This is a genomic window from Pseudomonas sp. R3.Fl, from assembly GCF_023516765.1.
GTDB lineage: Bacteria > Pseudomonadota > Gammaproteobacteria > Pseudomonadales > Pseudomonadaceae > Pseudomonas > Pseudomonas citronellolis.
This window is the reverse complement of sequence record NZ_JAMGSO010000001.1, coordinates 2,210,170-2,222,526: the sequence shown is the minus strand read 5'-3', so window position 1 is coordinate 2,222,526 and position 12,357 is coordinate 2,210,170. Positions and strand designations below refer to the sequence as shown.

Below are 12,357 nucleotides of genomic sequence, written 5' to 3'. Positions count from 1 at the left end.
AGACGGACATGGACGCAACCTGGTACGTACTCCTGGCCCTGCTGCTGTTCGGCGCGGCGCTGGCCCTGCTGGTGTCGCAGAGCCGCGCGGCCAACCGCGAGCAGCACCTGATCGAACAACGCCTGGGCGCCGCCGCGCAGGGCGGCGAGGACGCCGCGCGCTGGAGCGCCCGGGCCATCGAACGGCTCGGCGACGGCCCGCTGGGGCGGCGCCTGCAGCCGGGCGACCAGGAGGTGCGCGACCTGCTGGCCCGCGCCGGCTGGAACGGCAACCTGCCGCGCAGCCTGTACCAGGCCGCGCAGCTGGCCTCGCCGCTGCTGGCCTGCGCCCTGGTGGCGCTGGCCGGCCTGCTGCGGGGCGACGCCCTGGACGACCTGCTGCTGCCGCTGGCCTTCGCCGCCGGCCTCGGCTTCCTGCTGCCCAAGCGCGTGCTGGCGCACCTGGCGGACAAGCGCTGCCGGCGCCTGGCCGAGGAAGTCATCGTCTTCATCCAGCTGGTCCGCATCCTCTTCGACACCGGCCTGACGGTGGAACAGGCGCTGCGGGTGGTGCAGCTGGAGGGCCGCAACATCGTGCCGCTGCTGACCCAGGAACTGGACCTGGTGCTGGCCCACGCCGACAGCGGCCTGGACCTGGCCGACGAGCTGGACCAGCTGGCCAGGCGCCTGCAGGTGGCCGAGCTCGCCGACTGCTGCGGCGTGCTGCGCCAGATGCTGCGCCAGGGCGGCAGCGCGCGGGCCTCGCTGGCGACGCTCAAGGCCCTGTTCGAGGACCGCCGGCTGACCTCGCTGCAGGAACGGATCAGCAAGCTGGCGGCGAAGATGAGCCTGGTGATGATCACCCTGCTGTTCCCGGCGCTGCTGATCATCCTGGCCGGGCCGGGGTTCATGGCCATCACCAAGGCACTGGGGGGAATGTGATGAGGACGTTGTGCTTGCTGGGCCTGATCGGCCTGGCGCTGGGCGGCTGCGCCAACCTGCCGGACGACCTGCGCGGCAACCTGGCGGAGAGCTTCCCGGCCCTCGGCCAGAGCTGCGGCAGCCGCCTGAGCCAGGACCAGGAACTGCAGCTGGACATGGCCCGCGGCATGCTGCGCGAGGGCCGCCTGCACGCCGCCCTGGCGCACCTGCAGACGCTGCCGGCGCAGTCGCTGGACGTGCGCGAAAGCAAGGCCGTGGCTCTGCGCCGCATCGGCAGCCCGCAGGCCAGGGCCGAGTACCAGGCCCTGCTCGGCACCTGCAAGGCCGGCGAGGCGCACCACGGCCTGGGCCAGATCGCCCTGCGCGAGGGGCGCATCGCCGAGGCCGAGCGCGAACTGCGCGTGGCGGCGCATCTGCAGCCCACCGACCGGCTGGTGCGCAACGACCTGGGCGTGGTGCTGCTGCGCAAGGGCGACCGCGAAGGCGCGCGCTTCGAATTCCTCACTGCCCTGGAACTGGACGGCGACGACAAGCTGCCGGCCAGCAACCTGCTCAGCCTGTTGCTGCTGGAAGGCAAGACCGCCCAGGCCACGGCGCTGGCCGAGAAGGCGCGGCTTTCCGACGAGCAGGTGCGCCAGGCCCGCCAGCGCGCCGATGCGCTCAGGGGCGGCGCGCCGGCGCCGCGGGCGGCTCAAGTGGCAGCGGCGCTGCCAGCCGTGCCGGCGGCGGATGGCGCCAGCGTGGCCCAGGTCCGCGTGCAGGCGCAGCCCCTGCCGCAGCCGCTGGTGGAACAGCAGATCAGGTAATCGACGGCGGGCGCCCGGCCGCAAGGCGGCCAGGGCCCGCGATGGAAACGGAGACTAGCTATGAAACGGATCATCCTCAGCGGCCTTCTGCTGGCCGCCCCCCTGAGCCTTGGCGCCACCGAGTCGGCGCGGCCGCAAGCGGGCAGCAGTGCCCGCGACCAGTGGGAAGTCGACCACTGGCTGCAACTGCAGCGCAGCGGCCAGCAGGCCTCGGCCAACCGCCAGGCCGCCACCGCGGCCGAGCGCGACCGCGCCTACCGGCGCTACCTGGACAGCTACAGCCACCCGATCCCCGAGTACCTGCTGGACGAGAACCAGGGCTTCAACACCGGCAAGAAGTGATCCCCGACGTCAAGGAGATGTCCATGTTCGGCAAGCGGCAGCGCGGCGCTATCGGTGTGCTGGCGGCAGTCACCCTGCTGTTGGTGCTGATCTGCATGGCCCTGGTGGTGGACACCGGGCGCCTGTACCTGGAGCAGCGCAAGCTGCAGCGGGTGGCAGACATGGCGGCGCTGGAGAGCGCCACCCAGAGCGGCATGTGCGCTACCCAGGCGAACGCCGACGTGCAGGCGCTGGCGATCACCAGCGCGCGGCGCAACGGCTTCGCCGACGACGGCCGGCTGGTCGCAAGCCTGGGCGACGTGGTCTTCGACGGCAGCGGCCAGCGGCGCGTGTTCCAAGCCGCCAATAGCAGCTGGAACGACTCGGTGCAGGTCGTCGCCAGCCGCACGGTGCCTTCGAGCCTGGTGCTGAACGTCGCCTCGGTGTTCGGCGCCGGCACGCCCACCAGCGTCACCCTCCAGGCCCAGGCGGTGGCCCGGCGCCAGGCCATGGCCGCGCTGTCGGCGGGCAGCGGCCTGCTGCGCCTGGACAGCAGCAATTCACCTCTGCTCAACGCCTTGCTCGGCGGCCTGCTGGGCACCCGGCTGAACCTCGACCTGGTGACCTACCAGGGCATCGCCGGGGCCAACGTCAACCTGCTCGCCCTGGGCGAGCAGCTGCAGCTGGCCGGCGTCGACCTCGACCTCGGCTCGGTGGACAGCCTGCTGGACGCCGACGTCAGCGTGGCGCAACTGCTCCAGGCCGCCATCGACGCCGCCGACGCCTCGCAGGTCGCCGGCGTCAACCTCGCCCTGCTGCGCAGCGCCCTGGCCAGCATCAAGGTGCCCTCGGCGAACCTCAGCCTGGGGCAGATCATCAGCGTCATCGCCCCGGACAGCGCGCGCAACGCGGCCCTGGGCGCCGACGTCAACCTGCTGGACCTGCTGATGACCACCGCGCTGGTGGCCAACAAGCAGCATGCGCTGGCGATTCCCGGCCTGACGCTGAACGTGCCGGGGCTGACCAGCCTGACGGTGAAGCTCACGGTGATCAGCCCGCCGACCATCGCCGTCGGCTACCCCGGCAAGGACGCCGGCGGGCAGTGGCGGACCCGCGCCAGCTCGGTGCAGGTGGCCCTGAACGTAGTGGCCGACGTGGACCTGCTCAGGCTCGGGCTGGTCAACGCCCATGTCGACCTGGGCGCCAGCGTGGCCCAGGGCTACGCCGCGCTGGACAGCATCGCCTGCGGCGGCGCCCAGCGGGCCTCGCAGGTCAACGTCAAGGCGCAGCCCGGCGTGGCGGCGGTGGCGCTCAACGACCTGAGCGTGAAGCTGCTGGGCAACGGCAACGCCTACCTGGCCAGCGTGTCGGTGAATACCCGCAAGGGCGACGTGGCGCTGGCCGCCCCCGGGGAACAACCGCTGGCCTTCGACATCGCCTCGCCGGTCGACCTGCCCAGTGCCGTGCAGCGCGTGCAGAGCCCCCTGGGCGCCTCGCTGGCGGCGGGCATCGCCAGCCTGTCGCGGAACCTGAGCCTGTCCGTCGAACTGAACACCCAGGGCCTGCTGTGCAAGGCGCCCCTGGTCGGCTGGCTCCTCTGCCCGCTGGGGAAACTGCTCGATGGCGTGGTCGGCGGCCTGGTCGGTTCGCTCGGCGACCTGACCAGCCTGCTGACCCAGGCGCTGGCCTCGGTGTTCGCCAGCCTGGGCAGCCAGTTGATCGACCCGCTGCTGCAACTGCTGGGCATCCAGACCGGCACCCTCGACGTGCGCATCATCGACCTGCGCACCCCGGGCGCCCAACTCCTGATCTAGGCCACGGCCGTCGCCAGGCAACCACGACTCTACCCGGGGGAACCCATGCAGCAGAAACACCCGAGCCGCCAGCGCGGCGCCGTGACCATCGAGTTCGCCGCCGCCTTCATCCTGTTCTTCACCGTGATGTACGGCGTGCTGGCGTATGGCATCCCCATGCTGGTGCTGCAGTCGTTCAACGACGCCGCGGCCGCCGGCGCGCGGGTGGCGCTGTCGGTGAACGACTCGCTGGGCTCGCAGCAGTACCAGGCGGCCCTGCAGGACACTGTGGCCCAGGCCGTGTCGAGCCGCCTGGGCTGGATGCCGAGCCGCTGGTACACCGGCTGCAGCGACGGCAAGTACGTGGCCGCGCCGGTGGCCGAGGGGCGCTACACGCGCATCACCGTCTGCGTGCGCTACCCCGCCGACGCCACCCCGCTGGTGCCGGTGCTGACGCTGCCGGGCATCGGCCCGGTGCCGCGGCTGCCCGCGGTGCTGCAGGCCCAGGCCAGCCTGCTGCTGTGAGGTCGACGATGCGAGGACTGTTCCGTGGCCACTCCAACGACAAGGCCGCCCCGGCGCCCGGTGGCGATGCGCTGACGCAAGAGACGCAGAGCAGCCTGGACGAGCCGTTCTGGCAATGGAGCCAGGCGCACTGGGACCTGTGCATCGAGCTGGATGCCGAGGACCGTGTGTGCCGCCTGGGCGGGCGCCGTGCCCGCTGCCTGGCGCAGCCGACACATGCCGGCACGGCGCGCCTGGGCGACTACCTGGAGCGCAGGTCCCGGCCCGCCAGCCCGGCGCCGGAGTTGCGCCAGAGCCGCCAGGTGGACCTGGCCCTGCGCAGCCTCGACCAGCAGCCGCTGGTCTTCCGCATGCAGGTCAGCCCGCTGGCCGGCCGCGGCTGCCTGCTGCTGGGCACCGACATCTCCGACCTGAACTGGCAGAGCGACCGGGAAAAGTCGCAGATGCAGTGCTTCAACGTGATCAAGCAGTTGCTCTCCCGGCTCAGCCACGTCGCCCTGGCCGAGCTGCCGGGCGCGCTGGGCGAAGTGCTGGAGGTCATGGCCAACAGCTTCGCGCTGCAATCCATGGCGCTGGTCCTGGCGGAGCCGGGCGGCGGCGGGCGGGTGTTCGCCTGCTACGTCCGCCCCGGCGCCCACAGCCTGCTGCGCGAAGGCCTGGCCCTGCCGGATTGCGGGCTCGCCGCCCTGGCCGACAGCACCCTGCTCGGCGCCGGCGGGCCCGGCTCGGCGTTGCTGAAGCAACTGTGCTGCGAACGCCTGCGGGTGGTGCCGGCGACGCCGCAGGGCGGGCAGGGCGCCTGGCTGATCGGCGAACCGGACGGCCTCGACGAAGGCCGCGCGGGACTGTCGCCCGGCGACTGGCAGTGCCTGGCCGAACAACTGGCGCTGCAGGTCTTCGGCCGCCTCGAACGCAAGCGCCTGCGCGATGCCCTGCACCGGCTGAACCTGCTGGAGAGCAGGGTGCAGGGCGGCTACTGGCGCTACGACGCGGCGCGCGAAGGCTTCCAGTTCTCCGCCGCGGTGGCGGCCATCCTGGAATTGCCCGAGGGGCAGACGCGGCTGTCGCGGGAGGAACTGCTGCAGCGGCTGCATCCCGCCGATGCCGACGAACTGCTGATACGCCTGCGCCAACTGGGCCCCGGCGGGGAGCTGGCGCAGGACCTGCGCCTCTGCCCGGATTCCTGGACCCGCATCCGCCGCTGGCTGCACCTGCAGGGGCGCTGGCAGGGCGGCAGCGAGCACGGCTTCCTCGACGGCGTGCTGCTCGACGTCAGCGAGGCCCGCCAGCAGGCGCAGCAGGCCGAGGCCACCCATGCGCGCCTGCGCAACCTGATCGACAAGGCGCCGGTGGTGATCTACGTGCAGCGCGTGGAAGACGGCCAGCTGATTCCGGAGTTCTACAGCGAAAGCGCCGGCAACCTGCTGGGCCTGGACCTGCAGGCGAACAGCTGGCAGGCCCTGGCCGAACGCGTGCACCCGGACGACCTGGGCAGCTTCTTCGAGCGCGGCCGCACGCTGCTGCGCGAAGGGCGCGTCAATGCCGAGTACCGCCTGCGCGACGGCGCCGGGCAATGGCACTGGCTGTACGACGAGGCCAAGCTGCTGCGCGACGCCCAGGGCCTGCCGCGGGAAGTGGTGGGCCTGTGGCTGGACGTGACCGAGCGGCACCAGGCCGCGCAGCGCATCGCCGAGAGCGAGGAGCGCTACCGGATGCTGGTGGAGGACTCGCCGGCGCTGATCTGCCGCTATTCGGCCAGCCTGGTGCTGACCTTCGTCAACCACACCTTCGCCAGCTTCCTCGGCGAGCCGGTACAGGCGCTGCTGGGGCGGCGCCTGGACTACTGGCTGTCCGAGCGCGATTGCAGCGCCCTGCGCGCCCGCCTGGTCGAAGGGGCCGGCGGCGGCGTCGAGGAATCCTGGGAGCTGCGCTTCAACCTGCCCGGCCGGGAGTGTCGCTGGCTGATCTGGAGCGACCGCCTGCTGTTCGACGACCAGGGCCGGCTGCGCGAAGTCCAGGCGGTCGCCCGCGACAACACCTCGGTGCGCCATTCCCAGCAACAGCTCGCCCAGGGCGCCAAGATGGCCGCCCTGGGGCAGATGGTCAGCGGCATGGCCCACGAGATGAAGCAGCCCCTGCACGTCATGCGCCTGGCGCTGTTCAACGCCTGGCAGCGCCTGGACGACCCGCAGTACCTGGGCGAGAAGCTCAAGCGGGTGGATGCCCAGGTCGACCGGCTGACCCGCGTGGTCAACCACATGGGGGTGTTCAGCCGCAAGTCCGACCTGGACATGGCCCCGTTCGATCCCCAGGCCTGCTGCGAGGCGGTGGTGCTGCTGCTGGGCGAGAGCATGACCCAGCAGGGCATCACCCTGGAGCTGGAGGCGCCCCAGGCGCGGCCGAAGGTCATGGGCTTCGCCGACCAGCTGGAACAGGTGCTGGTGAACCTGCTGGCCAACGCCCGCGACGCCTTGCTGGAAAAGCGCGAGGGCGACAGGTGGATCCGCCTGGGCCAGCACCCTTGCGCCGAGCCCGGGTGGCTGGAACTGCACGTGTGCGACAGCGCCGGAGGCATCGAGCCGGCACTGCTGGAACGCATCTTCGAACCCTTCTTCACCACCAAGCCGGTGGGGCAGGGCACCGGGCTGGGGCTGTCGGTGAGCCACGACCTGATCCGCAACATGGGCGGCAGCCTGCGCGTGAGCAACGCCGAAACGGGGGCGCTGTTCGTCATCCGCCTGCCCCTGGCGGAAGGCTGAAAGTTCCGGGGTGATGATTGCCGGCGAAGAAGTTCGCCGGTTTTTTCTTGCGATGTAGAAATAGATTCCGATGTTGGGCAAAGTTGCCCCTGGGGCATACTTTGTTTTTCATCATTCGAAGAACGATTGATTGCGACGATGATATAGCGAGGGCATTGGTATGCTGTTGGCGATCCTTGCTGGCGTGCTTGTTGTTATTGTCCTTGAGTTTCTCCGCGTATTGAGAAACTCCGCCCGTAGGCGGCGCAATCCTGAAGACGAATGAGGTAGAAAAGGCGGGAGGCTGTCCCTGCAACGGGGGCGGCCAGGTGTTGCTCAGGGGCGCGCGGCTGGGAGCGTAGCGGCTGCGCGGAGAGGGCGGGGTTGCGCGCTGGGCTAGCCGGCCCGGGCCCTGGAGAAGCGGATCTTCTGCCAGCTGACCGCGCTTCTGAAGTCACCGGTATCGCCCAGCAGCTTGAAGCGCGTGCTGCGGTACAGGGCGGTGGGGAAGCTGCAGCCTATTCTTCTGAGATGACCATACATCCAGAGCAGACCGGAGTCCTCGTATTGAACTTTCGCTTGCATGGCATTCCTTGAATGAAGGATGAGTCGTTCTTCTGGTTTTGCATAGGGCTCGACTTTTGAATTATGGAAGTGGGTGGATAACTTGGATATATCCACATGGAACTAGTTGCTTCGTCTAGTTATTGAATAGGCGCGACTTTCCCGGGGTTATCCCGGTGGACTATCGGCGTGGGTTCTCGGGCGGCGGGTGCACTGCGGGAAGGGAAGGCCTGCGCCTCCCCGGTCATCGAGCGTTCATTCCCCTGGCGGGAGCAGCGTGTCGATCTCGCGGAAGATCGCCTGCCATTCCGCCTCGCTCATCTCCATCAGGCCGAAGGAGCGCAGCAGGAAGGCGCCCTTGGCGGCGAGGAAGGCCAGGCGGGCGTTGCGGCTGCGCTCGTCGTCGCCGCCGTCCTGGATCAGCAGAGGGCGGTACCAGTCGCTGGAGCGCTGGCGCAGCTCCTCACGGCTGAGCATCGCCGCCAGCACCGCCGCGGCGCGCTTGCCCAGGGCCTCGTCGCTGGCGGCCAGCAGTTGCACATGGGCGCGCAGGTTGTCGAGCGGTTCCGCTTCGTCTGGGGTGTTGTCGCGTACAGCCACCTCGAACTCCGCTTTCCATCGGTTGAACATGGCCTCGATCAGCCCATCCTTGGTGCCGAAGCAGGATTGCACGCCACCCTTGCTGATCCCGGCGGCCTTGGCCACCTCGCCAATGGACAGCGCCGCAACGCCTTCGCGCATGACCAGGCCTTCGGCGGCATCCAGGACCTTGCCTCTATCAATGACGGGGCGCTTACTCATCAGGCCTCTTCTGCATTAGAATACGTTCGTATTTTAAGGTTGGCCAGCCGTGCGGCCGCCCGTGCTCGTCCTGCTTTGCTGCGCCTGGCAGCCAGGGGACGGCACGGCCCTTCTCGATTCGCAGCAGCCGCTAGAGCTGCGCGCTTGCGGTAATGGCCAGGGACCATGTCCGGCAGGGAGGCGGTGGCTTCCATTCCTGATCGATTCGTCAACGCTTGCCACCCGCCTGGCGAGGGGCAAGTCATCACTGTTCATGGCAATGGCGTTTTTTTGACATTGCCGGTCTTGCGGGTGAACGTCGCCGCTATGTGGACGGAAGGCTGACGCTTTCACCCAATGGGGAAGCATAACGCGCCCAGCGGGAAAGGCACGTCAGACATGCTGGCAATTTACAGGCGCCATTGCCGATGCCGCCTGTCGACCCTTCGCCGAAGGCCGTCTCTGGATTGATGTATGGAAATGGAAAGCAGTACTTCCGCCGGTATCGCCTTCGCCAGGCGCATCCACGCGCCACGCAGCCTGGGCTGCGGTCTCAGCTTCGTGTTCATCGCGGTGCTCGTCTATCCCGGCCACCCCGCGCTCTGGGCCTGGATGCTGGTCAACGGCTTCCTCTGGCCGGGTCTGGCCCGCTTCATCGCCGTGCGCGCCGCCGAGCCCTACCGGGCCGAACTGCGCAACCTGCTGCTGGATTCGCTGTTCGCCGGCGGCTGGGTGGCGCTCATGCACTTCAGCCTGCTGCCCTCGGCGCTGCTGCTGTCGATGGTCACCATGCACAACGTGGCGGCCAACGGCCCCGGCTTCATGCTCAAGGGCCTGCTGGCCAACGCGGCGGGCATCCTGGCGATGGGCTTGCTGACCGGCTACCAAGTGGACCTGGAGACGCCCAGGCGGGTGATCTGGGCCTGCCTGCCGATGCTGTTCTTCTACCCGCTGGCGGTGGGCTGGACCAGCTACAGCCTGGCGCGCCGCCTGCACGCCCAGCGCCGCGCCTTCTCCCTGGTGGACTGCTTCGACCAGCAGCTGCTGCTGTCCTACGACGTCTGGCTGCACCGCCTGGCCCAGGAATTCGGCCGCTGCCGGCGCGGCGGGCCGCGGGCGACCCTGGCGCTGATCCGCATCGACGACCACGCCCGCCTGCGCCTGCGCTACGGCAACCTCACCGCCGAAGCCCTCAGCGTGCGCCTGGGCCACCTGATCAAGGCCGAGGTGCGCAACACCGACCACGTCAGCCGCAAGCACCCAGACGAATACCTGGTGCTGTTCCGCCAGACCCACGGCGCCGGCGCCCGGGCCTGCGTCGAGCGCATCGCCCAACTGTTCGGCAACTTCGACGAAGCCTCGCTGCCGCCGCTCTCGCTGAGCATGGGCCTGGCCGACTACTCGACCGACTTCGCCAGCGAACACGACTGGGTCGAGCACGCCCGCCAGGCCCTGGCGCCACGCACCGCCGCCGAGGACGCCGCCCCGTAGGTGCCGGCTGCGCCGAGGTGCTCTTCGTAGGAGCGAGCTTGCTCGCGAACCGCATGGCACCGGGTTTGTTCGCGAGCAAGCTCGCTCCTACAGGGGAATGGCGCGGGTGGGGCAGCGTAGGAGCGGATCTCATCCGCGAACCGAGCCGGTGGTTCCGGTCATCGCGGACAAGGTCCGCTCCTACGGGGGAGGAATACCGTGCTCCCCAGCAACCTGTAGGAGCGGGCCCTGCCCGCGATATCGCGCGCAGGGCGCGCTCCTACAGGGGAATGGCGCGGGCGGGGCAGCGTAGGAGCGGATCCCATCCGCGAACCGCGCCGGTGGTTCCGGTTATCGCGGATAAGATCCGCTCCTTGGGAGGAATGCCGTGCTTCCCGGCAACCTGTAGGAGCGGGCCCTGCCCGCGATTTCGCGCGCAGGGCGCGCTCCTACAGGGGAATGGCGCAGGTGGGGCAGCGTAGGAGCGGATCTCATCCGCGAACCGCGCCGGTGGTTCCGGTTATCGCGGATAAGATCCGCTCCTACGGGGGAGGAATACCGTGCTCCCCAGCAACCTGTAGGAGCGGGCCCTGCCCGCGATTTCGCGCGCAGGGCGCGCTCCTACAGGGGAATGGCGCGGGTGGGGCAGCGTAGGAGCGGATCCCTTCCGCGAACCGCGCCGATGGTTCCGGTTATCGCGGATAAGATCCGCTCCTACGGGGGAGGAATACCGTGCTCCCCAGCAACCTGTAGGAGCGGGCCCTGCCCGCGAAATCGCGCGCAGGGCGCGCTCCTACAGGGGAATGGCGCGGGTGGAGCAGCGTAGGAGCGGATCTCATCCGCGAACCGCGCCGGTGGTTCCGGTTATCGCGGATAAGATCCGCTCCTACGGGTAACTCTGGATTCACCATTCGCTCCGAACGGCCCCCTCTCCCTTCAGGGAGAGGGTTGGGGAGAGGGCGCTCTTACCCCCAACACCACAGTCACCGGGAAACTCCCTTCGCGAGCAAGCTCGCTCCTACGAAGAGCGCCTCGGCGCGATGCTCAGCCGGCTGGTATCCACCAACTCCACCACCCGCGCCCGCAACTGCCCGCAACCACCCTCCACATCCTGCCCCGCGCTGTTGCGCACCTTGGTCAGCACCCCCCGACTGTGCAGGTAGCGCACGATCTCGACGATGCGCTCGCCGTCCGGGCGCTGGTAGGCGTCGCCTTCCAGGGCGTTGAAGGGGATCAGGTTGAGCACCGCGAACTTGCCCTTGAGCAGGCGCAGGATGCCGTCCAATTCATCCTGGCCATCGTTCACGCCCTTGAGCAGCGTCCACTGGTACTGGATGGGGTAGCCGACCTGGCGGGCATAGGCCTCGCCCAGTTCCACCAGTTCGTCCGGGGTGAGCTTCGGCGCCTTGGGCAGCAGGTGTTCGCGCAGGTCCGCGCGGGTGGTGTGCAGCGACAGGGCCAGGGCCGGCTTCACCCGCTGTTGCGGCAGGCGCTCGAACACCCGCGGGTCGCCCACCGTGGAGAACACCAGGTGCTTGTGGCCGATGCCGCCGTCGCCGCCGAGGACGTCGATGGCCTCCAGCACGTTGTCGAGGTTGTGCGCCGGCTCGCCCATGCCCATGAACACCACCTTCTTCACCCGACGCAGGCGCCGCGCCAGCACCACCTGGGCGACCATCTCGGCGGCGCTGACCTGGCGCAGCAGGCCGCTGCGGCCGGTCATGCAGAAGCGGCAACCCACCGCGCAGCCGACCTGGCTGGACACGCACAGCCCATCGCGCGGCAGCAGCACGCTCTCCACCATCTGCCCGTCGGCCAGGCTCACCAGCAGGCGCTCGGAGCCGTCCCCGGCGGGGTGGCGGGAGTGCAGGCGCGCCAGGCCTTCCAGCTGCGCGGCCAGCTCCGGTACGGCGTTGCGCACCGCCAGCGGCAGGAAGTCCTCGCTGGCCTGGCGCTTGGTCCCGGCATCCAGCGCCCGGCCCTGCAGCCAGGCACGCAGCATCCGCCCGCGATGGAGGGGCAGGGCGCCGAGGTCGGCGAGGCGTTGGTCGAAATCGGTCAGGCGCATGGGGCGCGCATGCTAACACCGGCGCGGGGTGTGGCGAAGGTGGGGTGACGGATGCCGATGCGCCAGTGGGTAGGGCTTCAGCGTCGCTTGTTGGCGAGGTCGTAGATTTCGTTGTCGCGGCGAGCACCCACCGCGATGATCAGCACTTCGATGCGCGGGCCATCCACGCGGTAGACGATGCGGGTATTGCCCACCCTGATTCTTCGGCAGCCGGCGAGGCTTCCCGCCAGTGCCTTGCCCAGCTTGTCGGGTTCACCGTCGACGATGCGTTGCTGGATGGCCTTGAGGATTCGTTGCGCCTCGACCCTGCCCAGGCGCAACAGGTCGTCCGTGACAGCTTCGTGATAGATGACTTTCCATGCCATGCGGCTC

11 protein-coding genes are annotated in these 12,357 nt (G+C 69.4%); 7 read left to right on the top strand and 4 right to left on the bottom strand.

Translation table 11 applies throughout. The annotated features are described in order from the left end of the window. The first annotated feature begins 8 nt into the window (after window positions 1–8). The 6 genes from M8R19_RS09560 to M8R19_RS09535 are packed head-to-tail and all read left to right on the top strand — an operon-like array spanning window position 9 to window position 7,124. The gene (locus M8R19_RS09560; RefSeq protein ID WP_249917667.1) at window positions 9–920 is read left to right on the top strand and encodes a type II secretion system F family protein; all 912 of its coding nucleotides are present in this window, start codon (window positions 9–11) and stop codon (window positions 918–920) included. Next, complete coding sequence (locus M8R19_RS09555; protein WP_283939452.1) at window positions 920–1,726, top strand: tetratricopeptide repeat protein; 807 nt, start codon at window positions 920–922, stop codon at window positions 1,724–1,726. Before M8R19_RS09560 ends, M8R19_RS09555 begins: the two co-directional genes overlap by 1 nt. Window positions 1,727–1,786: 60 nt before the next feature. Continuing rightward, the gene (locus tag M8R19_RS09550) at window positions 1,787–2,068 is read left to right on the top strand and encodes a DUF3613 domain-containing protein (RefSeq protein WP_074983092.1); all 282 of its coding nucleotides are present in this window, start codon (window positions 1,787–1,789) and stop codon (window positions 2,066–2,068) included. 23 nt (window positions 2,069–2,091) lie between these two features. Beyond that, entirely contained in the window at window positions 2,092–3,861 is a 1,770-nt protein-coding gene (locus tag M8R19_RS09545; RefSeq protein WP_249917666.1) for a pilus assembly protein TadG-related protein, read from the top strand. 45 nt (window positions 3,862–3,906) lie between these two features. After that, a complete protein-coding gene (locus M8R19_RS09540; RefSeq protein ID WP_074983096.1) occupies window positions 3,907–4,365 on the top strand; it encodes a TadE/TadG family type IV pilus assembly protein in 459 nt (152 codons plus the stop codon). Between the two features lie 8 nt (window positions 4,366–4,373). Next, window positions 4,374–7,124 carry a PAS domain-containing sensor histidine kinase gene (locus M8R19_RS09535; RefSeq protein WP_249917665.1) on the top strand — a complete coding sequence of 917 codons (2,751 nt, stop codon included), beginning with the start codon at window positions 4,374–4,376 and terminating at the stop codon, window positions 7,122–7,124. Between the two features lie 375 nt (window positions 7,125–7,499). Here the strand turns inward: M8R19_RS09535 and M8R19_RS09530 are convergent, their stop codons facing one another. Both M8R19_RS09530 and M8R19_RS09525 read right to left on the bottom strand, forming a co-directional pair. After that, a complete protein-coding gene (locus M8R19_RS09530) occupies window positions 7,500–7,688 on the bottom strand; it encodes a hypothetical protein (protein WP_249917664.1) in 189 nt (62 codons plus the stop codon). Between the two features lie 234 nt (window positions 7,689–7,922). Beyond that, window positions 7,923–8,468 (bottom strand): TetR/AcrR family transcriptional regulator, encoded by a 546-nt coding sequence (locus M8R19_RS09525; RefSeq protein ID WP_249917663.1) that lies wholly within the window; start codon window positions 8,466–8,468, stop codon window positions 7,923–7,925. A gap of 453 nt (window positions 8,469–8,921) precedes the next feature. Here M8R19_RS09525 and M8R19_RS09520 point away from each other — a divergent pair, with 453 nt between their 5' ends. Next, window positions 8,922–9,938: an MASE2 domain-containing protein gene (locus tag M8R19_RS09520; RefSeq protein WP_249917662.1), complete on the top strand. Its 1,017-nt coding sequence runs from the start codon at window positions 8,922–8,924 to the stop codon at window positions 9,936–9,938. Between the two features lie 997 nt (window positions 9,939–10,935). On the opposite strand, the gene M8R19_RS09515 is transcribed toward M8R19_RS09520, so the two are convergent. Both M8R19_RS09515 and M8R19_RS09510 read right to left on the bottom strand, forming a co-directional pair. Further along, window positions 10,936–11,985: an RNA methyltransferase gene (locus M8R19_RS09515; protein ID WP_249917661.1), complete on the bottom strand. Its 1,050-nt coding sequence runs from the start codon at window positions 11,983–11,985 to the stop codon at window positions 10,936–10,938. Window positions 11,986–12,062: 77 nt separating this feature from the next. Further along, the gene (locus tag M8R19_RS09510; protein ID WP_249917660.1) at window positions 12,063–12,350 is read right to left on the bottom strand and encodes a type II toxin-antitoxin system RelE family toxin; all 288 of its coding nucleotides are present in this window, start codon (window positions 12,348–12,350) and stop codon (window positions 12,063–12,065) included. Window positions 12,351–12,357 lie beyond the last annotated feature (7 nt).

Coding starts and splice junctions, on each gene's coding strand:
- M8R19_RS09560 (WP_249917667.1), top strand. CDS start 9: ATGGACGCAACCTGGTACGTACTCCTGGCCCTGCTGCTGTTCGGCGCG.
- M8R19_RS09555 (WP_283939452.1), top strand. CDS start 920: ATGAGGACGTTGTGCTTGCTGGGCCTGATCGGCCTGGCGCTGGGCGGC.
- M8R19_RS09550 (WP_074983092.1), top strand. CDS start 1,787: ATGAAACGGATCATCCTCAGCGGCCTTCTGCTGGCCGCCCCCCTGAGC.
- M8R19_RS09545 (WP_249917666.1), top strand. CDS start 2,092: ATGTTCGGCAAGCGGCAGCGCGGCGCTATCGGTGTGCTGGCGGCAGTC.
- M8R19_RS09540 (WP_074983096.1), top strand. CDS start 3,907: ATGCAGCAGAAACACCCGAGCCGCCAGCGCGGCGCCGTGACCATCGAG.
- M8R19_RS09535 (WP_249917665.1), top strand. CDS start 4,374: ATGCGAGGACTGTTCCGTGGCCACTCCAACGACAAGGCCGCCCCGGCG.
- M8R19_RS09530 (WP_249917664.1), bottom strand. CDS start 7,688: ATGCAAGCGAAAGTTCAATACGAGGACTCCGGTCTGCTCTGGATGTAT.
- M8R19_RS09525 (WP_249917663.1), bottom strand. CDS start 8,468: ATGAGTAAGCGCCCCGTCATTGATAGAGGCAAGGTCCTGGATGCCGCC.
- M8R19_RS09520 (WP_249917662.1), top strand. CDS start 8,922: ATGGAAATGGAAAGCAGTACTTCCGCCGGTATCGCCTTCGCCAGGCGC.
- M8R19_RS09515 (WP_249917661.1), bottom strand. CDS start 11,985: ATGCGCCTGACCGATTTCGACCAACGCCTCGCCGACCTCGGCGCCCTG.
- M8R19_RS09510 (WP_249917660.1), bottom strand. CDS start 12,350: ATGGCATGGAAAGTCATCTATCACGAAGCTGTCACGGACGACCTGTTG.